This window comes from Halopelagius inordinatus (assembly GCF_900113245.1).
Lineage (GTDB): Archaea > Halobacteriota > Halobacteria > Halobacteriales > Haloferacaceae > Halopelagius > Halopelagius inordinatus.
This window is the reverse complement of the sequence record NZ_FOOQ01000001.1, coordinates 1,057,210-1,077,710: the sequence shown is the minus strand read 5'-3', so window position 1 is coordinate 1,077,710 and position 20,501 is coordinate 1,057,210. Positions and strand designations below refer to the sequence as shown.

Below are 20,501 nucleotides of genomic sequence, written 5' to 3'. Positions count from 1 at the left end.
TCTCCCGCGTCGTCGTCACTCCGACGCCGTCGCGCCGTCGCTCTCTCCGGCGGGGCGGACGTTCGCGAGGAACTCCCGCACCGCCTCGGTGAAGAAGTCGGGGTTGTCGAGGTTCGAGGCGTGTCCGCCGCCGGGCACCTCCTCGACGACGGCGTTCGGGATGTCGGCGGCCATCTTCGAGACGTGTCGACGGAGGAACGCCGGTTCCTGTTCGCCGTACAGCACCAGCGTCGGCGCGGAGATGGCCGAGTGGTCCACCCGCGTCTCGTGGAACGAGGCAACGGCTCGTATCACCTTGGCGAACTCCGCGGTGTCCATCGTCGGGCCCTCCGCTCTGAGGCTCTCCACCCTCTCGTAGTCGCCGCTTGCACCCTTCGACAGTCGTTCGTGGACCCACACCATCGCTCTCTCGATGCGTTCGTAGCCGAGCAGTCGGACGGGCGGGACGGCGGCTCTCAGCATCACCGACCGCTGGAACCACTCGCCGCGGCCGAACAGGTACGGGGTGAACGTGTCCGCGAGTATCAGGCCGGACACCGCCTCGGGGTGGGCGGCCGCGTACACCTGCGCGATACACCCGCCCATCGAAAGGCCGCAGATGACCGGGTTTTCGAGGTCCAAGGCGGTGACGAACGCGTGTAAGTCGTCGGCGAGGAGCGGTATCGAGTACGACTCTCTGTCGGACCCTCCGGTCCGGCCGTGCCCGCGAACGTCGTAGGCGATTGCGGTGTACTCGTCGCTCAGGGCGTCTATCTGCTGTGTCCACTGCGACGAGTCGAGGATAGCGCCGTGGACGAACACGACGGGCGGGCCGGACCCGCGTCGCTCGTAGTACGTCTGTACGTCGTTGGTCCGGACGGTCGGCATGGGGTTCCATAGCATCCGAAGCGAGATGAACGCTCCGTGGGGCAAGCGTTCCAGAGAGCAACAGTAATGGGGCCCACACCGGTCTTCGTTCGCATGGGCTCGGGAGAGACGGAGACGGGACCGGCGTCCACCGCGGACGACGGCGAGTTCGCACCCGCCGCCGCGGGGCCGTTGCTCGCGGCGTCGCTTTGGGGCGGGATGTACGTCGTCAGCAAGTGGGGGTTCGCCGCCGTCCCGCCCGTGACGCTCACCTTCCTGCGCCTGGCCGTCGGGGCGGTGACGCTCCTCGTCGTCGTCCGACTGCGGCGGCCCGGTCGCTCGTTTTCGGCGTCGGAACGCCGTCAGTTCGTCGGACTCGGCGCGCTCGTCGGTCTGACGCTCGTCGCGCAGTTCGTCGGCACCGACCTCACGAACGCGAGTCAGGGGTCGCTTCTGACCGTCTCGACGCCGGTGTTCACGCTCCTTTTGGGCGTCGCCGTCTTGGACGAATCTCTCACTCGGCGGCGGGCGGCCGGGATGGCGCTGGCCATCGTCGGAACGTTCGTCGTGGTCGGTGGACAGTACGACCTCAGTTCGCTCGGCGGGTCGAACGTCGTCGGCGTCGTCGCCCTCCTCCTCGGCGGCCTCGGGTGGGCCGGGTACACGGTGTACGGCGCGCCACTCGTCCGCCGGTACTCGGCGATAGAGGCGGCGACGTACTCGACTGTGGCCGCCGTGCCGATGGTGGCGCTTTTGGTCCCCGTCGAACTGCTCGTCTTCGACGCCGCTCTGACGACGACTGTGACGCCGACGCTCGCCGCCGCTGTCGTCTATCTCGGCGTGTTCAGCACCGCGGCGGCGTGGTACGCGTGGTACAAAGGGTTAGCGTCGCTCGATGCCGGTGCCGTCGCCGTCTTCTTTTTCGCGCAACCGGTCGTCGGCACTCTGCTCGGGGTGACGCTCCTCGGCGAGAGCGTCGGCCCGGCGTTCGTTCTCGGGGGCGTCGTGATGGCGTTCGGCGTCTACCTCGTCAGCACCGACGGCTGAGACTCCTCCGTCTCTGCGTTCGGTCGCTCTCGGTTTCGGAGGATGACCGCGACTGCGACGCCGACTATCGCCGCGAGGGCGACTGCGGCGGGGATGCTCACGAGGAGCGACGGCCAGATGTACTGCGAGAGCCACTCCGTGAGGACGACGAGAGCGACGAGGAACGTCGTCGCGCCCGAGAGGACGGCGAGGGCGATTCGGATGAGAGTCTTCATACATCGAGAGACGCGCTCGGCGGAGATAGCTTGCGAAGATGGTTCTCGCGCCGCGAGAACGACCGCGACGCGCGAACCGGGTGCGTTTTTCCGTCGTCCCGAGAACCTCGACAGCATGCCGAGTGACTCCGACGAGGAACCGCGGGTTCCCATCGTCTGTGACGACTGTGAGACGACGTCTCGCGTCCCTCTCTCCGACGCGGCGGAGACGATAGCGAAACACAACGAACAGTTACACGACGGCGACGACGTCGCCCAGATAGACCCGGACGTCGTCCGCCACGTCACCGACCTCGCGGCCGAGGACCTCGGACTGAGCGAGGACGGAGCGTAGCGCCGAGGATACAGTAAGCGTCACGCGCCGAGAGCCGGTGTCACGCGTCCGAGAACAGAAAGAAGGGAGACGGGAGCGAGTGGCTCCTCCGCAGACGGTCTCACCGACCGACGACGGCGATTATCGCTCGTCGACCGATTCGAGCCACGAGTGGACGCGCTCGAACCGCGGACCGCGGGAGACGACGCCCGACTCGGCGTCGTATTCGAGGACGTCGTGTGCCGCGAGTTTCGGGACGTGAACGTGGTGTAGTTCCAGTTCGACGTCGTCGAGCGCTGACTGGTCGAGCGCCGATTCGGGTTCCTCGCGGGCCACCAGTCGTTCGCCGAGTCCGCCGATGGAGACGGGGTCTGCCACCTCGCCGAGAACGAAGACGAGCGTCCGGCGTCGTCGGTCCGCGAGCAGCGTGAACTTCTGGTCCAGCGTCAACGGTTCCAGCGTCGCCCGGGTGAGTCTGTGTGCGCCACTCATCGTACCACCAGAGAGTCACTACGGTTGGTTAACGCTATCACCAAAGTATTTAGGAGGAGTCACCGAGAGAGGCTCGACTGCTCGAACAGCGCTTTGAATATCTTGTTCTCGGCGCTCCGGATGTGCTGTGAGAACGTCGGCGCGGCGATGTCGAGAGAGTTCGCCACCTCCTGACCGCTGCTCTCGCGCGGCCACTCGAAAAAGCCCGAGAAGTACGCCGATTCGAGGACGCTCCGCTGGCGGTCGGTCAACTCCTCGTTGAGCGCGGAGACGATGCGGTTCGAGCCGTTCTCGGTGCGGTCTATCTGCCGTTGGGCCCGCACCGTCACCGACGGGTATATGTCTCGGACGCGTTCGATGGCGTTTCGGATATCGGTCCCGACGGGGAGGTGAATCGTCATCGCGTAGTCCCCGTCGCGAATCTCGGCGTGTTCGACGTACCCGCCGAGCGCGGCGATAGCGGTCAAGACGGGCGGCTCGTCCAGTCTGACCTCGAATCGGATCCGCCCGACGTCTTCGCCGACGACGCGGACGGACTCCCAGTGGGGGATGCTCTCGACGACGGCCTCTATGGTCTCGATACCGCTTTCGGTGGCCGTCCCGTAGACGAGATACTCGTCGTCCGTCGGCACCGCTTGGTCGAGCGTTATCACGTCGTCCGTCGTCGGGACGTCGAAGTCCGCGAACGCGTCCCGTATCTCGAAGTCGATTTCGATGAGTTGGTCGCTCGTGAGCGCTCGCTTGCGTTCGACTGCGGCGATGGCGTGGCCGACGACTTCGCCGAGTTGGCCGATGACCGCCTGTTCCTCGTCGGCAAAGGCGTCGGGGCGTTCGGCGTAGACGTTCAGCACGCCGTAGGCCACGCCGTCGTGGACGACGGGAATCGCCGCCGCCGACTGGTAGCCGTGCGCCCTCGCGTTCGGACGCCAACTCTCGTACGCCGGGTCGTTCATCACGTCTCGGACGACCTGAATCTCCTGCGTCCGGAACGCGCGCCCCGTCGGCCCGCGACTCGCCGGGGAGTTCTCGTCGACCGATATCGTCGTCCCGTCGAGGTAGTTTTCGACGCCCGCCTCCTGGCGCACGTAGACTTCGTCCGTGCCGCGGGCCACCGACCCGAGCCACGCGAACGCGTACGATTCGGACTCCGCGAGCGCTTCGCAGACGGTCCGTTCTATCTCCTCTCGCGTGGACTGTTCGATGACCGCTTCGGTCGTCTCGCGGACGACTTCGTTGAGGCTGTTGAGCGCGGCGAGGCGGTCGGTGTCGCGTTTGCGTTCGAGTTCGTTCCCCACCCAGTTGCTGAGGATGTCGACGAACGTCACCTCCCAATCGGAGAACGACTGGTCTCTCGCGTCCGTCCCGTAGAAACAGAGCGTCCCGTACACCTCGCCACCGACGACGACGGGAGCGCCGAGATAACAGGAGACGTCCAGCGTCGATTCGGCGGCCGACTCCGGGACGTCCGACGCCACGTCGTCGAAAACGAGCGTCTGTTCGTTCACGACGACGTGCTCGCAGTTCGGACGCTGTTCGAGCGGGACGGGGTCGCCCACCCGCAGGTCGGAGTCGTCCGGACCCTCTATCGCCTCGAAAACGTGTTCGCCGTCCTGCACCCGAGAGAACGTCGCGTACTCCGTCCCGACCGCTTTCCGGACGCCCACCAACAGGTCGTCGATTCGCTCGGCAAAGGAGAGCGAGGGGTCCGCGATGGTTTCGTGGGCGTTGCGCAACGCCTCTTCGCGTTTCTGCAGTTCCGTCCGCTGGCTGACCAGTTCTCGCTCGCGGGTTCTGCGGTCTATCGCGGCCGAGAGAACGTACGCGACGCTCTGAAGGAACCGCGCGTCCCGCTCTGTGAACGACCGTCGGTCCGTGTCGTGAGCGGCCAACACTCCCCACGGGTCGTCCCGCGGACCGATAGAGACGGTTATTCCGCTCGTCACGCCGCGGTCCGTCAGCAAGTCGGAGTCGGCGAACCGGCTCTCGGCGTCCGCGTCCTCGACGGCGACGGGGTTCTGCGAGTAGAGCGTGTGACTGACCTGCGAGTTCTCCGTCGCGTCTATCGTCGCCGACCCGACGAGGCTCTCGTCCCACCCGACGCCCGCTTTGAGACGGAGCGTGTCGTCGGCGGGGTGGCGTTCGAACACCTCGCAGTACTCCATATCGAGCGTCTCCGCGACGGCTTCGACGGCGTCGTTCAACAGAGCGTCCGTGTCGCGGTTCGAGAGCGCGCGCTGACCGAGTTCCGCGACGACGTTCTGTTGTCGGACCCGTCCGTGCAGTTCGTCTTCGTGTTCGACCCGGGCGTAGGCCGCCTCCGCGTTCGCCGCGAGCACTTCGACGAGTTCCCGCCTCCGGTCGTCGAGAACGCCGGTCTCCGTGGACCCGACGACGAGGACGCCGTAGTCGCCCATCGGGACGCCGAACGCGTTTCGGATGCTCGTCCGTCGGCGGTCCACCTGTAGGACCGGCGCGTCGCGGATGTCCTCGTAGTACTGCGCCTCGCCGTCGGTGAAGATGTGACCGACGAGACTTCCGTCTCGCGCCGCGGAGTCGGGGAACTCGTGGGTGCCGATGTCGGGCTTCACCGAGGTGGCGTCGGTGACCAGTCGGTCGTCGGTCTCGTCGTACCGGTAGACTGCGACGCCCGAGAGGTCAAGAACGTCCGTCGCCGCATCGACGATGATGTCGCCGACGTCTTCGTCCGAGACGGCGTTCAAGAAGGCGCGAGACGACTCGTGGAGCGCGGTCAGCGCCTCCTCGAACTGCTTTCTGTCGGTCACGTCGCGGACGACGCCGCACCGACCGTATCTGTCGTCGCTGTAGTCGTACGGACCGAACCGAGCCTCGACCGGCACCGTCTCGCCGCCCTTCCGGAAGATGTCGAACTGGAGAGACCCCCGCCGTTCGGGGTCTTCGATCATCTCGGCTTGCAACTCGTTGGCCGCGCGGTTCACCGATTCGCTTGTGATGAGCGTCGGAGACTGACCCAGCAGTTCCCCGCGGTCGTACCCCGTGAGGTCGCAGAACGCCTCGTTCGCGAGGACGATTCGGCCGTCGGGGTCGAGGGCGTATATGCCGTCCCAGACGGTCTCTACGAGTTGCTCGTACCGTTCGAGTTCCCGTTGGCGCTCTCTGCGGTCGGAGACGTCGCGGACGACGCCGACGACGCCGCGGTGTTCGTCCCCGTCGGCCCCGAGGGGGGTGTACGTGCTCTCGGCGGGGACGACGCTCCCGTCTCGCCTGAGTAGTTCGAACTCCATCCGACCGCCCGCAGACGCGTCGATGGCCGATTCGAACTTCGCGTCCTCTTCGTCCGTCTTCGGATCGACGACGAGCGAGTAATGCGAGCCCACGAGTTCCTCGCGGTCGTACCCGGTTATCTCGGTGTAGGCGCGGTTCACCCGGCTGAAACGACCGTCTTCGTCGAAAACGCAGACGCCGTCTTCGACGGTTTCGACGATGGTCTCGTACTCCTCTAGCTCCTGTTGACGCTCCTTTCGGTCGCCGATGTCCTGGAAGTACACCGACAGCCCCGTCTCGGAGGGATACGCCCGAACCTCGAACCACGTCTCGAGCGAGAGAGAGTAATGCTCGAACGTCGAGGGCTCCTGCGTCGCCATCGCGCGTTCGCACTCCTCTCTGAAACTCGAGTTCGCGGCGTTCTCGAACTCGTCCCAGATGCGGCTTCCGAGCAGTTCGGGCTCTTCTCGGGCCAGTAGCTCTTCTGCCCGTTCGTTGACGTGGGTGAACCGCCACTCCCCGTCGAGCGCGTAGAACGCGTCCGTCACCCGGTCGAACACGTCCGCGAGTTCGGATTCCAGTTCGTCGCGCCGACGGCTCAGTCGCCGCGTCTGCTCTTCGATTTGGGTGACGTCCGTAACCGTCGCGACGACGTAACTGAGCGTCCCGTCGTCGTCGGTGAGCGGAGTCGCGTTTATCGACAGCCACCGCGTTCCGCCCGCCCGCGTCTCCAGTCGCACTCGCTGGTCCGAGACGGACTCTCCCGTCTCGATGACTCGTATCGCGGGGCGGAGTTCGAACTCGATTCGGTCGCCCTCCTCGTCGAACAGCGGTTTGTCACCCAACACGTAGTCGTCGAACGCCTCGGGGGGTACGTCGAACAACTCCGCCACTCGGTCGTTGGCTTCGACCGGACTCCCCTCGGGGTCGAACACCACGATGCCGACGGGACTCGTCTCGAACACCCGGTTCCGCAAGTCGCGCTCCTCGCGGAGTTGCCGCTCTCGTTCGCGCCGTTCGCTCATGTCGCGGATGACCGTCGCGTACCCTTCTATCTCCCCGTCGTCGTCGCGAATCGCGGTTCTCGTCACCTCCGCCCAGAACCTCGACCCGTCCTTGCGAACGCGCCAGCCCTCTTCGGTCGTGGTGTCGGTTTTCGCGGCGTCGGCGAGACTCCGTTCGGGAGCCCCGTCTTCGACTGCGTCGTCGGTGTAAAACGTCGAAACGTGTTCGCCGATAATCTCGTCGCACTCGTACCCCCCGATTCGCTCGACGCCCGCGTTCCAACTCTCGACGTACCCCTCGGCGTCGAGGCGGAAGAAGGCGTACTCCTCGGCGGCGTCCACCATCGACCGGAGTTCGGCCTCGCGTTGCCGGAGACTACGCTCGACGCGCGTTCGGTCCGCAGCGTCCGTCGGTACGCCTTCATCTTCCGTCGCATCCCGAAGGACCCCGACCGTACCATCGAACGCGCCGTCAGTTCTGAGGAGACTGCACTGCAGTTCGCACGGGACGGTCTCTCCTCGCGCCGTCTCGACGAACAGTTCGAGCGTCGCGATTCGGTGCTCCTCGGTGCGGAGCGTCTCGACGGCGTCTTCGTGGCGAGAGACGCCGTCGTCGTCGAAGAGAACGGAGACGTGTTCGCCCAGTATCTCGTCGCGTCGATATCCTGACAGTTCGACCGCGACGTCGTTGACGGCGACGAACCGGTCCTCGGCGTCGAGTTCGTAGACGCCGTCCGAGAGCGAGTCCGCTAACGCCTCGAACCGCTGTCCGCCACCGGAACTGCCGCCGCCCGGCCGGAAATACTCCGGCGTCGTCTCCGAGTGGTTCGCCATACGACAGTTCCGGTTCCGCCCGGCTATAAACTCCCTGTCTACTGTCATATGGCGCGATTTTCAACTCTCGGATAGAGTCGAACGCGCGGCCGTCCGGGGCCGCCGAGAGGGCAGGAGTCGGTGATGAGTGACGCGTGTTCCGAGAGCGTGAGCCTCCGGCCCGCGACGTCGCGCCCCCGCCCCGCCGGCGACGAACGTTCGACCGGAGTACGCTCCGACCGCCCGACGGGAACCGCGCGTCGCGTCTCACTCCGCGGTGATATCCGCCCAGACCATGCGGTGGTCGGACGCCTCCCGGACGTCGTCGAGGAGGCCGCGTCTTGTCATCTGCGTGCTCGGCCAGACTACCGACGACGCGCGCACCGAGAGGTCCGGCGACGGGAGGACCCAATCGACGTGCGACCCGTCGCCGAACTCGGCGGTCGCGTAGGGGTTTCCGAGTTCCGTGCCGCCAGGACTCGTGGGGAGCGTTCGGGTGTCGAAATCGTCGTTCTCGATGAAGTACTTCGTCGCCGGGTCGAGCGGTCTGTCGGTCCCCGGACCCGCGTTCATATCGCCCATCAGGACGTAGGACGCGTCCTCGTCGAGGCCACCGCTCTTCCCGGAGTCGTCGTAGATGTACTCTTCGCCCGCGACGTAGTCCGCGAAGAAACGAACCTCGTCGTGGTTCCACCGGCCGTTGAAGTTGTTCGGCCCGTCGAACGCGGGCGGCGTCGGATGCGAGAAGAGACCGTGGACCGTCTCGCCGCGAATCTTCAACGGTACGTCGATGTGCGTCTTCGAGGAGAGTCGGTACGCGTCTAACTCCTCTTCGGTGAGGTAGATGCTGTCTTCGCTCGTTTCGACGCCCTCGTCTCCCTCGACCGGGATGAGGTTGTCCGGCATGTCTGCCCACAGGAACGTCCGGAACGAGCGGACGGCGTTCGTATCGAGGGGGTACCGACTCGCGATGCCGAACGCGTAGTGACCGGGATACTCACCGAACCCGTAGGCATCGCCGGGGCGTCGGCCGGACTCGCCGTCTTTGTTGAAGTCGTACTCCGCCTCGGGAAGGACGCCGGTGTTGCTGTCGGGTTGCAGCGTGTGCGGGTACCGGATTCCCTTTAAGTCGTCTCTCTGTGGGACGCTGAGGTAGTTCTCGACGAACGCGTCGATGTTGGCTCGGTCGGTGGCCTCGCCCTCCTGCAGGTTGTTCGTGAGTTCGTTGACGACGAGCACGTCGGGGCGGACTTCCTGAACGATGCGGGCGGCGGCCTCCGCCTGCGGGTCGCCCGGTTCTTGGACCTGCTCGGTCTCCAACTCGATTACGTTGAACGCGGCGTAGCGCGCCGTCGTCGGCCGGTCGTGACCGCTGACGGTGCCGACGAATCCCGACAGCGTTCCCGCCGCGCCGATAGCTTTCAGAACGCCCCGTCGCGTGGTGTGGTATGGCACGGTCCTATACTGACAGCTACGATACATAAGCGTACTCCAGCGAGAGGCACGGCGGGGCGACACCGCGTCGGCGAACGCGTCCGAGTCGCTCAGCGTTTCCGTTTCGGATGAGTGGCCCACTCGGCCGGCGCGTTCACTCGTCGGCAGTCTGCGCCGACGGCAGCGTAAACGAGAACGTCGTCCCCCCACCGAGGGTAGAGTCGGCCCAGATGTCGCCGCCGTGGCGTTCGACGATGCGCTGACAGAGCGCGAGTCCGATGCCGGTCCCCGAGTGCTCCTCGCGGGTGTGGAGTCGCTGGAACACCTCGAAGATGCGGTCTCGGTCCTCCGGGTCGATACCGATTCCCTCGTCTTCGACCGAAATCCGGTGTTTTCGCCCGTTTCGCTCCGCCTCGATTCGTATCCGCGGTGGTCCGTCGTCGGTGTACTCGATGGCGTTCGAGAGCAGATTCTGGAACACCTGCTGGATCTGACTCGGGTCGGCCCGCACCCGCGGGAGCCGTTCCGCCGTTATCTCCGCGTCCGTCTCTTCGATCTTCACCCGCAGGTTCTCGCGCGTCTCCGCCAGTATCTCGTTCAGGTCGACCGACTCGAACTGGTTGCCTCGGGTGTCGACGCGGGAGTACTCGAGGAGGCCGTCGATCATGTCGCGCATCCGCTCTGCGCCGTCGACGGCGTACTCGATGAACTCCTCGCCGTCCTCGTCGAGCGCGTCGGCGTACCGGCTCTCCAGGAGTTGCAGGTAGCTCGTGACCATCCGAAGCGGTTCTTGGAGGTCGTGAGAGGCGGCGTACGCGAACTCTTCGAGTCGCTCGTTCGACTCTTCGAGTCGCTTTCGGTACTCGTTTCGCTCGGTGATGTCCTGCGCGATGGTCATGCCGCCGAAGACGTTCCCCTCTTGGTCGTCTATCGGGACCACGTGGACGACCCACTCGCGGTTCGCGTACTCGGTTTCGACCGTCTGTGGTTCGCCGTCCGAGTTCGCTCGAAAGGCGGATTCGATCGCCTCGGAGACGTGCTCGGGCCACACCGTCCGGACCGACTCCTCTTCGACGTCGGTCGGTGAGAGCGGGAGTTCGTCGAATCCGCGTCCCGCCGCGAGCATGTACTCGAGGTCGTTGTCGAACATGGTGACGACGCCGTTCGGGAAGTTCTCGGCGAGCGTTCGGTACTGCTGTTTCGACTCTCTGAGTCGGCGCTCGCGCTCTCGACGCTCGGTGATATCGCGGGCGATGGCGACCATGTACTCTCGGTCGAGTTCGGCGTGCGTGACGTTGACCTCCGCGGGGTAGGTGGTCCCGTCCTTCCGTTCGTGGACTCCCTCGACCGTAATCGGCCCTTCTTTCTCTACGGTCTCGACGTGGGCCCGCCACTCCTCGAGGTCGTCGAATCGCCGCTCCATCTCGGGTACCGTCAACTCGAGCAGTTCGTCCCGCTCGTATCCGAGGTGGCGACAGGCGGTCTCGTTCGCGTCGAGGATCTTCCCCGTCTGCGACTCGATGACCAGTATGCTGTCGTTGCTCCGGTCGAGCAGGGTTCTGAAGAGTTCCCGCTCCCGTTCGCGCGCCCGATGCTCGGTCACGTCCCGAAAGTAAATCGAGAGGCCGGAGTCCGACGGATAGGCGTGGACCTCGAACCACGTCTCGAGCGGCGGGTAGTACTCCTCGAACGACGTCGGCTCCTGCGTCTCCATCGCCTCTCGATACTCGTCTTCGAACGTCGTTCCGAGCGCCGGTTCGAACGGGTCCCAGAAGTTCTCGCCTATCAGTCCGTCGTCGTCGGGGTCGAGGAGTTCTCCGCCGCGTTCGTTGACGTACGTTATCTCCCAGTTCTCGTCTAACCCGAGGAACGCGTCCGTGATTCGGTCGAACATCTCTTCGAGTTCGCTCTCTCGCCTCCGGAGGTGACGCTTCGTCTCCGCGTCCTCGATAGCCGCGGTGAGGACGTTCGCGACGCTCCGGACGAAGTCCGCGTCCTGTTCCGTGAACGACCGGCGGTCGGTCGCGTACGTTCCCAAGACGCCCCAAGGGTCCTCGACCGGTCCCACGACGGCGCTGATTCCACTCACCGCGTCGTGGCCGGTGAGAAGTTCGGGGCCGGAGAACCGCTCTTCGGTGCGGATATCCTCGACGACGACCGGACGCTCGGAGCGCAGCGCGTATCCCGTCTGCGACGCTCGGTCCGCCGGTACCGTCGCCGCCCCGACTTCGTCTCTCCACCCCACGCCGCGTCGAAGGAGCAGTTCCTCCCCGCCCGAGAGCAGTTCGAACACCGCCGCGTACTCGGTGGCCAACGTCTCGGCGACGGCGGCCGCGGCATCGCCCATCAGCCGGTCGATATCGTCGGTTTCGAGCGCCTCCTGGCCGAGTTCCGCGACGGTCTCCTGTTGGCGGATGCGGACGTGCGGCTCCGAATCTGTCTCCGTACCGGGAGAACCAGTCATTCCGATAACGTCTCTCGGGGCAGTGCATAAGCGCTTCCGCCGATGTCGCGACAGGTGTTCTATACATGGCCGGACGCCCGCGACGAGGGCACGTCGCCGAGAGAAGGTGCGACTGCGCGAACGCGCGAGCAGGTGGTGACTCTGTAGAGAGTGTCGTTTTCGGACTGACGGCGACTCCGGCCGCATCGGAGTGCCTCCGGTCGTGAACCCTGTCACCGCGGAACGTTCGGGGTGGATTCGCCGGTCGTATCGAGAGAGTGAGTGGTGGACTCGCCGACTGGAGCGAACGTAGTGAGCGAAAGGAAGTGGACTCGCCGGGATTTGAACCCGGGGCCTTCCCCGTGCCAGGGGGATGATCTACCACTGATCTACGAGCCCTCGGACGCACTCTCTGCTTTTCTGGTGTCGGTATTAAGGCCTTCGACTTTCGGAGACGAGACGCGGGTCGCAACCCTTTTCCGCGGCGCACGGATGGACTCACACGGGAACAGCACGGCCGCAAATCTGACTCGCCGCGCCTCGCGCGGCTTGGGATTGCGGAAGTGTGGCGCTCGACCGGTCGCGGTCAGTCGCCAGTCGCGTATTTCTGCGGTCTGTGCCGTTCCAACCGAACAACAATGGCACGAATGCATACCCGCCGCCGTGGCTCGTCCAGCTCGGACAAGCCGGTGGCAGACGAACCCCCGGAGTGGAGCGACGTCGACGCCGAAGACATCGAAGCACGCGTCGTCGAACTCGCGGAGCAGGGCTACGAGCCCAGCCAGATCGGCCTGAAGCTTCGCGACGACGGCGTCAAAGGAACCCCGGTTCCGAACGTGAAGCTCGCGACCGGTAAGAAAGTCACCGAGATTCTCGAAGAGAACGACGCCGCGCCCGAGCTTCCGGAAGACCTCCGGAACCTGATGGAGCGCGCAATCGGTCTCCGCCGGCACATGGAGGAGAACTCGCAGGACATGCAGAACAAGCGAGCGCTCCAGAACACCGAGTCGAAGATTCGCCGCCTCGTCAACTACTACCGAGGCGACGTACTCGACGAGGACTTCACCTACAGCTACGACGTCGCCGTCCGCCTCCTCGAAGAGTAACACCACGATACCTCGACTCCGATGTCCGCACACCCCGACCCGGCCGACGCTCCGGACGCCCCCGTAGAGAGCGTCGCCGCCGCGCTGAGAGACGCCCCGTTCGTCAGGGTCGTCTGTCGCGCCGACGGCGACGCGCTCGCCGCGGGCGGACTCGTCGCCCGGTCGCTCCGAACCGTCGGCGTGCCGTTCCACGTGCGCGCCGTCGCGTTCCCGGAGGCCGACGCCGCGTCCTCGTCCGAGGACGACACGCTCGTCTCGGTCGGGATGCGCGTCCCCGGCGCGGACGCGACCATCGCGCCCGGCGACGGGACGACCAGTCTCCGCGCCCACGGCGTCGCCGAGGCGTTGACGCCCGAGGGAGAGACGGGACCCGACCCGCTTCTCGCCCTCGCGGGCGTCGTCGCCGCCGGCGACCATCCGGGCGCGGCGGACGGGAGTCTCCTCACCGTCGCCGAACAGACCGGCGCGGTGGAGCGACGGCCCGGTATCGCCGCACCCGTCGAAGACGTCGCGGACGGACTCGCCCACGGAACGCTCGCGCACGCGAGCTTTTCGGGCGACAGAGAGGCGGCCACCGCGGCGCTCGCGGAACTCGGCCTGCCCGCCGAACTCGACGCGGAAGCCCACCGGACCGTCGCGTCGCTTCTCGCACTCGACGTCGCGGGCGACGACGCGGCGACGCCGCGGGCGGCCGAGAGCGTCGAACGCGCGCTTCGCCCGTACGCGACGCCTGACGCGACGTTCGCGACGCTCGGCGGTTTCGCCGACGTCCTCGACGCCGCGGCGCGGGAACGACCCGGAACCGGCGTCGCCCTCGCGTTGGGCCACGACGCCCGCGTCCCGGCGCTCGACGCGTGGCGCGACCACGCCACCGCCGTCCACGCGGGCATCAGAGAGGGGCGTTCCGGTCGCTACGAGAGCGTCTTCGTCGTTCGCGCAACGAAGGAGACGGCCGACAGCGTCGGTCGCCTCGCCACCGTCGCGCGACTCGTCCGGGACTTCCGGTCGCCGGAACCCGTCGTCCTCGCCGTCGGAAACGGCCTCGCGGCCGTCGCGGCGGTCGAACGCGGGGCGGCGGACGCCGCCTCCGCCGTCGCCGATGAGTTCGGCGACGACGGCGGCGCGTGGAACGGCGACGCTCGACGGGCCGTCGCGCGGTTCGACGCGGACGCGGAGGAAGCCGAGGTAATCGCGGCAGTCAGGGAGGCGTCGACGTGACGAACCGAAGCGAGAACGAACGCGAGAACGGAACGGCCGGGGCCGTCGAGTCTCGGTCGGCCCGCCTCCGGACGACGCACGACGCCGCCGACGCGGTGGCCGCGTCGCTCCGTCCGGACAACACCGACTCCATCCGGATGGTCGTCGAGGGTGAGACGCTCACGACGACCATCGAACGGGAGACGACGGGCGGGCTGCAGTCCACGGTGGACGACGCCGTGGTCAACCTGACGGTGGCAGACGCCGTCATCGACACAGTACGCAACTACCAATCATGAGCGAACGATCAGTCTCGAAGCAGAAGCGCGGCAAGCGATGGTACACCCTCGTGGCTCCGGAGCAGTTCGACCGGCAGGAAATCGGCTCTACGATGGCCGACGAGCCGGAGAAGGTGTACGGACGCACCGTCGAGGTCACCCTCGGCGAACTCACCGGAGACCAGGGTGCGAACAACACGAAGCTCACCTTCAAGGTGAACGACGTGTCCACCGACGCGGCGTACACGGAGTTCGTCAAGCACGAACTCACGCGGGACTACCTCCGTAGTCTCGTCCGCCGCGGCGCGTCGAAGGTTGCGGCGAACATCACGATTCTGACGACGGACGACTACCGCGTCCAGGTTCAGCCCGTGGCGTTCACGACCAAGAAGGCCGACCGCTCCCAAGAGAAGGCCATCCGCCGGGTCATGATAGACCTCGTCGAAGAGGCCGCAGAGGAGCGCACCTTCGCGGAACTCATAGACAGCATCGTAGAGGGCCACCTCTCGTCGGCCATCTACGGCGAAGCAAAGACCATCTACCCGCTCCGCCGGGTGGAGGTCCAGAAGCTCTCCTTGCGCGCGCGCCCCGAAGAGGTCGCCGCCGAGGAGGAAGCCGCAGTCGACGTCGACGAAGAAGACATCGCGGTCGACGAAGCCTGACTCGGCCGCGTCCGCGGAGCGATTCGACCACTCGGACTTTTTCGGAGCCGGACTACTCCTCTACGACGACAGTGCCGACCATCCCCGACTGCTCGTGCGGGATGCAGACGTACTCGTAGGTTCCGGGAACCTCGAACGTGTGCGAGTAGGAACTACCGCTGTCTATGATGCCGCCCAGCCCGTTTCCGAACGCGTCGCGCGCTTCCCCTTCGGAGTCGAATCCTCCGCTCGCGAAGAACTCGGCCTCCTCGGGGATCGAATCCTCGTAGGCGGTGACGGTGTGGCCCCGCGAACTCGTGTTCCGCCAGACCACTTCGTCGCCGACCGACACCGTGAGTTCGGGCGTGGTGAACGCCACCGCGGTCATCCCCACGTCGTAGTCGTCCGACCCCGAAGAGTTCGACCCCGAGACGCCCGAGCAACCGGCCAGAGCGCTCGCTCCGACCGCACCGGCTCCGACGAGGAACTCCCGGCGGGACGGGACAGAACCCTGAGAACCGTTCATGCACGTCTCTCGGGACGCGGGAAGTAAATGCGGCCCGGTTCGGGCGTCGAACGTAATCTTCTCGACGCGCCGACACCCGACGACGGCGCGGCGGGAGAATATAAAAGCTAAAAACCGCGGTCGCCGACGCCGAAGTATGATGCCCCGGTTCGTCGGCAAGATGGGACTCGCCGACGCAGTAACCGTCTCGAACGCCGCCCTCGGATTTCTGGCGGCAGTCGCCGCGTCCGTGGACGTCACCCTCGCCGCGCGACTCATCCTGCTTGCGGCCATCGCGGACGCCTTAGACGGCGTCATCGCGCGCCGTCGCGGGGGAACCGCGGTCGGCGAGTATCTGGACGCGTTGGCCGACGTCGCCTCGTTCGGCGTCGCGCCGGCGTTCCTCGTGGCCACCGTCGTGTTGGAGACGCGGTGGGCGGGCGACGCCGGACTCGCCGTCGGCCTCGCGGGGGCGGCGGCGTTCGTCGCGATGGCCGTCGTCAGACTCGGTCTCTACACCGCCTACGACGGCGACGTGGCCGAGACGAAAGGCGTCCAGACGACGCTGGCGGCGACGATTCTCGCCGCGGGCGTCCTCGCCGGATTCGCGCAACCGCCGGTTCTCGTCCCCCTCATCTACCTCCTTGCGGCCCTGATGGTGACGACTGTCGTCTACCCGGATCTGCACGCACAGGACGCTCTCGTCATGGGCGTCGTACAGGGGTTGGCAATCGTCTGCACCGGGGAGTTAGGAGAGGTGTTCGCGTTCGGACTGCTGTTTTTGGCGCTCGCGTATCTGTTCTTGGGGCCGATGTTCTACTGGCGGCGGGACTGACGCTCTCGGCGTCGCTTACATCCCCATGTCTGCCGCCGGGTCCGGAACCGGCAGGTCCGTCGGCGAGACGCCGAGGAGTTCCGCGGCGTGGTCGAGAGCCATGTCGAATCCGTAGTAGCGTTCGAGTTCGTCGCCGTCGGGCGTCGGGCGGACTTTCAGCATGGCGTAACCTTCGATGTTCTGTGCCACCGCCGCCGTCCCGCGTTCGCCGACGAACTCCAAGACGCGTTCGGTCTCCGTCTCGTAGTACCGGCCGGTGATGCCGTTGTCCGTCGCCTCGCGTTCGCTCATGGTCGGGCCTAGGGAGTCGCGGTAATCGAAACTACCGGTTCGCTCCGACCGGGAACGAAACTGACGTGTGCTCGGTGGCCGACCGTCTCCGTATGTGGTTTCAGAGCGGTCGCCGCCGCGACCTCTGTGCGCTCCTCTACGAGGCGGGGGAACTCCGCGGACAGAAACTGAAGACGCGTCTGGAGACGCAGTACGACCTGCGCATCGACCCGAAATCGTTCTACGGAACGCTCGACGCCCTCGTCTCGAAGGGCCACCTCGCGCGCCGGACCGAAGGCATCCACGACGTGTACACTCTCACCGAACGCGGCGAGGCGGGCGTCGAGTCGTACTACGAGTGGGTGACAGAACGGGTCGCGTCGGACGGAACGAAACCGAGGGGCGCGACGGAGCAGACGGGCGGACCCGAACGGACGACCCCGCCGGAGCGTTCGACGCGGTAGTCACCGCTCGCTCTGCACCCGGTCGCCGATGGTGTTTCGGAGAACCTCGCTCGTCCCCTCGTAAATCTCGTTCAGTTTCGCGTCGCGGTAGTAGCGTTCGACCGGGAAGTCCTTCGTGTAGCCGTATCCGCCGTGGATCTGAATCGCCTCGTTCGCGACTTCTCTGCTGACTTCGCTCGCGTACAACTTCGCCTGTGCGGCCTCCTTGACGTACGACTCGCCGCGCATCTTCAGGTCGGCCGCCTTGTGCATGAGGAGTTTCGCCGCCTGCACTTTCGTGTCCATGTCGGCGAGTTTGTGCGTTATCGCCTGCATCTCGCCGATGGGTTCGCCGAACTGCTCTCTGTCCCCGGCGTAGTCGACGGCGTCGTCGAGTGCCGCGCGGGCGATTCCGACGCCGCGCGCCGCGATGGTGATTCGACCGCCGTTGAGCGTCTTCAGCGCCTGCACGAACCCCTCGCCCTCCTCGCCGAGCAGTCGGTCCGCGGGGAGACGCATCTCGTCGAATCGGAGTTCGGCGGTCGGACAGCCCTTGTCGCCGAGTTTGTGCTCGGTTCCCTCGACGACGAACCCGTCGTCGTCCTCGGGGCGGACGACGAACGAGGAGATACCTTTGTTCCCGGCGTCGGGGTCCGTCTTTGCGAACACGACGACGGTGTCCGCCTCGGACCCGTTCGAGGTCCAGAGTTTCCCGCCGTTCAGGACGTACTCGTCACCCTCGCGCGTCGCCGTCGTTCCCATCGCCGGTACGTCGCTTCCGGCTTGGGCCTCGGAGAGAGCGAACGCGCCCAACTCCGTGCCCTCGCTCAGAGGCGTCAGGAACCGCTCTCTTTGGTCGTCGTCGCCGAACTCGTACAGCATGTTCCCCGCGAGAGAGGTGTGCGCGGCGACGATGGTTCCGAGTCCGCCGCTTCCGCGGCTTATCTCTTCGAGTCCGATGGCGTACGAGTGATAGTCGAGTCCGGCCCCGCCGTACTCCTCGGGGAACGGCATCCCCATCAGTCCGAGTTCGGCCATCTCGGCGACCAAATCGGCGGGGTACTCGTCCGTCTCGTCTATCTCGGCGGCCCGCGGCCGCACCTCCTCGTCGACGAACTCCGAAACCACGTCGCGAATCTGTCTCTGTTCCGGGGAGAGCGCGAAGTCCATGCAGGAATCTATCATCGTCGATACTTGAGGTTTCGCTTCGCTCTCTCCTCGGCCATGCCCACGAACTTTTTACGTCTCACGCCATAGGTTCACCTACTTCGAATGTCTCAGCAGGATGACCGCCCCCAGGTCGACCGGGCCGACCTCGAGTGGTGCCACAAGTCGGTTCAAGGGGTCTCTCGTACCTTCGCGCTGACGGTGGACGTTCTCGACGAGCCGATGGCTTCGCACATCTGTATCGGATACCTCCTCTGTCGCGTCGCCGACACCGTAGAGGACGCATCGAACGTTCCGCCGGAGGCGCAGGCGGATATCCTGCGGACGTACGACGCGGCGCTGGACCCCGACGACGAGACGGACGTCGAGGCGTTCAGCGACGCCGTCTCCCCGTACCTCCCGTCCGAAGCCGAGATGAACGACGACTGGCGCGTCGTCCGAGACGCGCCCCGCGTCGTCCGCACGTTCGAGGCGCTTCCGGCGGACGTCCGCGAGGCGGTGACGCCGCCGGTTCGCGAACTCGTCCAGGGGATGGTGATGTTCGTCGAACGCTACGCCGACGAGGGCGGCCTCAGAATCCAATCGCCCGAGGAGCTAGAGGAGTACTGTTACTACGCCGCGGGCACCGTCGGCAACCTCATCACCAACCTCGTCACGCGCCACGACCTGACCGCGGAACGCCGGTCGCGTCTGTACGACACCGCAGAGGAGTTCGGCCTCCTCCTCCAACTCGTGAACATCTCGAAAGACGTCCACGACGACTACTCCTCAGAGAACAACGTCTACCTCCCGGAGGAGTGGTTGGCAGAGGAGGGCGTCTCCCAAGAGGAGATACTCGCCCCGGAAAACGAGAGTGCGGTGTCGTCCGTCGTCCGCCGGACCGCAGAACACGCCACGTCGTTCTTAGACGACGCCCAGACGTACTTGGAGACGGTTCCGCTCCGAAACGGCAACACCCTCGCCGCGTGGGCGATTCCGTTTCTCCTGTCGGTCGGGACGCTCAGAGAACTGCTCTCGAACCCCGAGGACGCCGTCACGGACAAAGGCGTGAAGGTGTCTCGAAAGGAGGTGTTCGCCGTCGTCTCCGCGATGAGTAGCGGGCAGGTCGAACGCGAGGCGCTCGCGGACCTGCGGACGGAAATCTTCGCCCGACCGTACCACCGCGCGCCGTCGACCGCCGACTGACGACTCCCGGCGACCGAAGACGACCCACTCGCCGCTATCGTGAGCGTCGCGTCGGTTCGCCATCGCGCCGATTCGCGGGGGAAACTTGGGAGGATTTTTAGTAGTCGAAAAGCAACCAGCGTCTATGGGTACCGAAGAAACACACGACGACCACGGCCACCACTTACCGGCCGTCGAGGACTGGCCTCGCGGGTTCGGTGAGGCCAGTTGGTGGCCGTTCGTCACCGCGGTCGGCGGCGCAGGCGTGTACGTGGCCGCCGCACTCTACATCCTCGGGCGCGGCGAGGACGCTATCGTCGGCCCCGTTGTGGGTCCGGCGGCGTTCGTCGGGAGCATCGCGCTGTTCCTCGTCGGAATATACGGGTGGCTCTACCACGCGTTCGTGAGCCACTTCTGGTCGCGGAGTGCGAGCGAGAAAGGCGAAAGCAAACTGAGGTGGGGTATGATCGCCTTCCTCGGGTCCGAACTCGGCACGTTCGGTGCGCTGTTCGGATACTACTTCTACATCCGGGCGGGGACGTGGCCGCCGCAGGAACTGCCGCACCTCCTCGGGTCGCTCGTCCTCGTGAACACGGCGATACTCGTGCTCTCGTCGTTCACGCTCCACTGGGCGCACGTCGGCATCCGCCAGGACGACCGCAAGAAGTTCGTCGGCGGACTCGCCGTCACGCTCCTCTTGGGCCTCATCTTCATCGGCGGACAGGTGTACGAGTACTACGAGTTCATCGTCCACTCGAACTTCTCGCTCACGGACGGCATCTTCGGGACGGCGTTCTACGGGCTCACCGGACTCCACGGACTGCACGTGAGTCTGGGCGCGGTCATCCTCGGCATCGTCTTCGTCCGCGCTCTGATGGGACAGTACTCCGCGGAACGACACGTCTCCGTCAGCACGGCGTCGATGTACTGGCACTTCGTGGACGTCGTCTGGATATTCCTCGTCGTCGTCCTGTACGCCGGCGCGGAAATCGGAGCCTGACGCTCGGACGCGTCTCCGACCGTTTCGCTCTTCTCGAATCGCCAT

General features: G+C 65.9%; 19 protein-coding genes and 1 tRNA gene. 10 read left to right on the top strand and 10 right to left on the bottom strand.

Annotated features, from left to right (window positions below; all coding sequences use genetic code 11):
• Positions 1-15: 15 nt before the first annotated feature.
• On the bottom strand, positions 16-867 hold the full coding sequence (locus BM167_RS05595; protein WP_092889938.1) for an alpha/beta fold hydrolase: 852 nt from the start codon (positions 865-867) through the stop codon (positions 16-18).
• Between the two features lie 93 nt (positions 868-960).
• On the opposite strand from BM167_RS05595, the gene BM167_RS05590 reads away from it, so the two are divergent.
• A complete protein-coding gene (locus tag BM167_RS05590; protein ID WP_092889936.1) occupies positions 961-1,893 on the top strand; it encodes a DMT family transporter in 933 nt (310 codons plus the stop codon).
• Here the strand turns inward: BM167_RS05590 and BM167_RS05585 are convergent.
• Positions 1,869-2,108, bottom strand: coding sequence for a DUF8147 domain-containing protein (locus BM167_RS05585; RefSeq protein WP_143095474.1), 240 nt, complete (start codon positions 2,106-2,108; stop codon positions 1,869-1,871). The genes BM167_RS05590 and BM167_RS05585 overlap by 25 nt on opposite strands.
• A gap of 115 nt (positions 2,109-2,223) precedes the next feature.
• On the opposite strand from BM167_RS05585, the gene BM167_RS05580 reads away from it, so the two are divergent.
• Positions 2,224-2,442, top strand: coding sequence for a DUF8149 family protein (locus BM167_RS05580; RefSeq protein WP_092889932.1), 219 nt, complete (start codon positions 2,224-2,226; stop codon positions 2,440-2,442).
• Positions 2,443-2,562: 120 nt separating this feature from the next.
• On the opposite strand, the gene BM167_RS05575 is transcribed toward BM167_RS05580, so the two are convergent.
• The 5 genes from BM167_RS05575 to BM167_RS05555 form a co-directional block, all read right to left on the bottom strand.
• Positions 2,563-2,913 carry a DUF7344 domain-containing protein gene (locus BM167_RS05575; protein ID WP_092889929.1) on the bottom strand — a complete coding sequence of 117 codons (351 nt, stop codon included), beginning with the start codon at positions 2,911-2,913 and terminating at the stop codon, positions 2,563-2,565.
• Between the two features lie 59 nt (positions 2,914-2,972).
• Positions 2,973-7,994 carry a PAS domain S-box protein gene (locus BM167_RS05570; protein ID WP_177213287.1) on the bottom strand — a complete coding sequence of 1,674 codons (5,022 nt, stop codon included), beginning with the start codon at positions 7,992-7,994 and terminating at the stop codon, positions 2,973-2,975.
• A gap of 246 nt (positions 7,995-8,240) precedes the next feature.
• On the bottom strand, positions 8,241-9,428 hold the full coding sequence (locus BM167_RS05565) for an endonuclease/exonuclease/phosphatase family protein (RefSeq protein ID WP_245781308.1): 1,188 nt from the start codon (positions 9,426-9,428) through the stop codon (positions 8,241-8,243).
• Between the two features lie 133 nt (positions 9,429-9,561).
• Positions 9,562-11,871, bottom strand: a complete 2,310-nt coding sequence (locus BM167_RS05560; protein ID WP_092889923.1) for a PAS domain S-box protein — start codon at positions 11,869-11,871, stop codon at positions 9,562-9,564.
• Between the two features lie 306 nt (positions 11,872-12,177).
• A tRNA-Ala gene (locus BM167_RS05555) sits at positions 12,178-12,249 on the bottom strand.
• Positions 12,250-12,488: 239 nt separating this feature from the next.
• Here BM167_RS05555 and BM167_RS05550 point away from each other — a divergent pair.
• From BM167_RS05550 to BM167_RS05535, 4 genes are read left to right on the top strand one after another with little or no spacing between them, the layout of a single operon-like run.
• A complete protein-coding gene (locus BM167_RS05550) occupies positions 12,489-12,956 on the top strand; it encodes a 30S ribosomal protein S15 (RefSeq protein WP_092889920.1) in 468 nt (155 codons plus the stop codon).
• Positions 12,957-12,977: 21 nt separating this feature from the next.
• On the top strand, positions 12,978-14,174 hold the full coding sequence (locus BM167_RS05545; RefSeq protein WP_092889917.1) for a hypothetical protein: 1,197 nt from the start codon (positions 12,978-12,980) through the stop codon (positions 14,172-14,174).
• Complete coding sequence (locus tag BM167_RS05540; protein ID WP_092889914.1) at positions 14,171-14,452, top strand: KEOPS complex subunit Pcc1; 282 nt, start codon at positions 14,171-14,173, stop codon at positions 14,450-14,452. Before BM167_RS05545 ends, BM167_RS05540 begins: the two co-directional genes overlap by 4 nt.
• Positions 14,449-15,093, top strand: coding sequence for a 30S ribosomal protein S3ae (locus BM167_RS05535; RefSeq protein WP_092889911.1), 645 nt, complete (start codon positions 14,449-14,451; stop codon positions 15,091-15,093). Before BM167_RS05540 ends, BM167_RS05535 begins: the two co-directional genes overlap by 4 nt.
• A gap of 52 nt (positions 15,094-15,145) precedes the next feature.
• On the opposite strand, the gene BM167_RS05530 is transcribed toward BM167_RS05535, so the two are convergent.
• The gene (locus BM167_RS05530; RefSeq protein ID WP_092889908.1) at positions 15,146-15,598 is read right to left on the bottom strand and encodes a cupredoxin domain-containing protein; all 453 of its coding nucleotides are present in this window, start codon (positions 15,596-15,598) and stop codon (positions 15,146-15,148) included.
• 136 nt (positions 15,599-15,734) lie between these two features.
• Here BM167_RS05530 and BM167_RS05525 point away from each other — a divergent pair, with 136 nt between their 5' ends.
• A complete protein-coding gene (locus BM167_RS05525; protein ID WP_092889905.1) occupies positions 15,735-16,412 on the top strand; it encodes a protein sorting system archaetidylserine synthase in 678 nt (225 codons plus the stop codon).
• Between the two features lie 15 nt (positions 16,413-16,427).
• Here the strand turns inward: BM167_RS05525 and BM167_RS05520 are convergent, their stop codons facing one another.
• Positions 16,428-16,703, bottom strand: coding sequence for a DUF7111 family protein (locus BM167_RS05520; protein ID WP_092889902.1), 276 nt, complete (start codon positions 16,701-16,703; stop codon positions 16,428-16,430).
• 92 nt (positions 16,704-16,795) lie between these two features.
• On the opposite strand from BM167_RS05520, the gene BM167_RS05515 reads away from it, so the two are divergent.
• Complete coding sequence (locus tag BM167_RS05515; RefSeq protein WP_245781307.1) at positions 16,796-17,146, top strand: DNA-binding protein; 351 nt, start codon at positions 16,796-16,798, stop codon at positions 17,144-17,146.
• Here BM167_RS05515 and BM167_RS05510 read toward each other — a convergent pair whose 3' ends face one another.
• Positions 17,147-18,295 carry an acyl-CoA dehydrogenase gene (locus tag BM167_RS05510; RefSeq protein ID WP_092889899.1) on the bottom strand — a complete coding sequence of 383 codons (1,149 nt, stop codon included), beginning with the start codon at positions 18,293-18,295 and terminating at the stop codon, positions 17,147-17,149. It abuts the gene before it with no gap.
• 102 nt (positions 18,296-18,397) lie between these two features.
• Between BM167_RS05510 and BM167_RS05505 the strand changes: the two genes are divergently transcribed.
• Positions 18,398-19,477, top strand: a complete 1,080-nt coding sequence (locus tag BM167_RS05505) for a phytoene/squalene synthase family protein (protein WP_092889896.1) — start codon at positions 18,398-18,400, stop codon at positions 19,475-19,477.
• 124 nt (positions 19,478-19,601) lie between these two features.
• Positions 19,602-20,456 carry a cytochrome c oxidase subunit 3 gene (locus tag BM167_RS05500; RefSeq protein WP_092889893.1) on the top strand — a complete coding sequence of 285 codons (855 nt, stop codon included), beginning with the start codon at positions 19,602-19,604 and terminating at the stop codon, positions 20,454-20,456.
• Positions 20,457-20,501 lie beyond the last annotated feature (45 nt).

What these genes read in the sequence shown, in the direction of transcription:
- BM167_RS05530 (WP_092889908.1), bottom strand. Translation starts at nt 15,598, where the DNA reads ATGAACGGTTCTCAGGGTTCTGTCCCGTCCCGCCGGGAGTTCCTCGTC.
- BM167_RS05575 (WP_092889929.1), bottom strand. Translation starts at nt 2,913, where the DNA reads ATGAGTGGCGCACACAGACTCACCCGGGCGACGCTGGAACCGTTGACG.
- BM167_RS05580 (WP_092889932.1), top strand. Translation starts at nt 2,224, where the DNA reads ATGCCGAGTGACTCCGACGAGGAACCGCGGGTTCCCATCGTCTGTGAC.
- BM167_RS05505 (WP_092889896.1), top strand. Translation starts at nt 18,398, where the DNA reads ATGTCTCAGCAGGATGACCGCCCCCAGGTCGACCGGGCCGACCTCGAG.
- BM167_RS05515 (WP_245781307.1), top strand. Translation starts at nt 16,796, where the DNA reads ATGTGGTTTCAGAGCGGTCGCCGCCGCGACCTCTGTGCGCTCCTCTAC.
- BM167_RS05585 (WP_143095474.1), bottom strand. Translation starts at nt 2,108, where the DNA reads ATGAAGACTCTCATCCGAATCGCCCTCGCCGTCCTCTCGGGCGCGACG.
- BM167_RS05595 (WP_092889938.1), bottom strand. Translation starts at nt 867, where the DNA reads ATGCCGACCGTCCGGACCAACGACGTACAGACGTACTACGAGCGACGC.
- BM167_RS05500 (WP_092889893.1), top strand. Translation starts at nt 19,602, where the DNA reads ATGGGTACCGAAGAAACACACGACGACCACGGCCACCACTTACCGGCC.
- BM167_RS05560 (WP_092889923.1), bottom strand. Translation starts at nt 11,871, where the DNA reads ATGACTGGTTCTCCCGGTACGGAGACAGATTCGGAGCCGCACGTCCGC.
- BM167_RS05590 (WP_092889936.1), top strand. Translation starts at nt 961, where the DNA reads ATGGGCTCGGGAGAGACGGAGACGGGACCGGCGTCCACCGCGGACGAC.
- BM167_RS05510 (WP_092889899.1), bottom strand. Translation starts at nt 18,295, where the DNA reads ATGGACTTCGCGCTCTCCCCGGAACAGAGACAGATTCGCGACGTGGTT.
- BM167_RS05550 (WP_092889920.1), top strand. Translation starts at nt 12,489, where the DNA reads ATGGCACGAATGCATACCCGCCGCCGTGGCTCGTCCAGCTCGGACAAG.
- BM167_RS05570 (WP_177213287.1), bottom strand. Translation starts at nt 7,994, where the DNA reads ATGGCGAACCACTCGGAGACGACGCCGGAGTATTTCCGGCCGGGCGGC.
- BM167_RS05535 (WP_092889911.1), top strand. Translation starts at nt 14,449, where the DNA reads ATGAGCGAACGATCAGTCTCGAAGCAGAAGCGCGGCAAGCGATGGTAC.
- BM167_RS05525 (WP_092889905.1), top strand. Translation starts at nt 15,735, where the DNA reads ATGATGCCCCGGTTCGTCGGCAAGATGGGACTCGCCGACGCAGTAACC.
- BM167_RS05545 (WP_092889917.1), top strand. Translation starts at nt 12,978, where the DNA reads ATGTCCGCACACCCCGACCCGGCCGACGCTCCGGACGCCCCCGTAGAG.
- BM167_RS05520 (WP_092889902.1), bottom strand. Translation starts at nt 16,703, where the DNA reads ATGAGCGAACGCGAGGCGACGGACAACGGCATCACCGGCCGGTACTAC.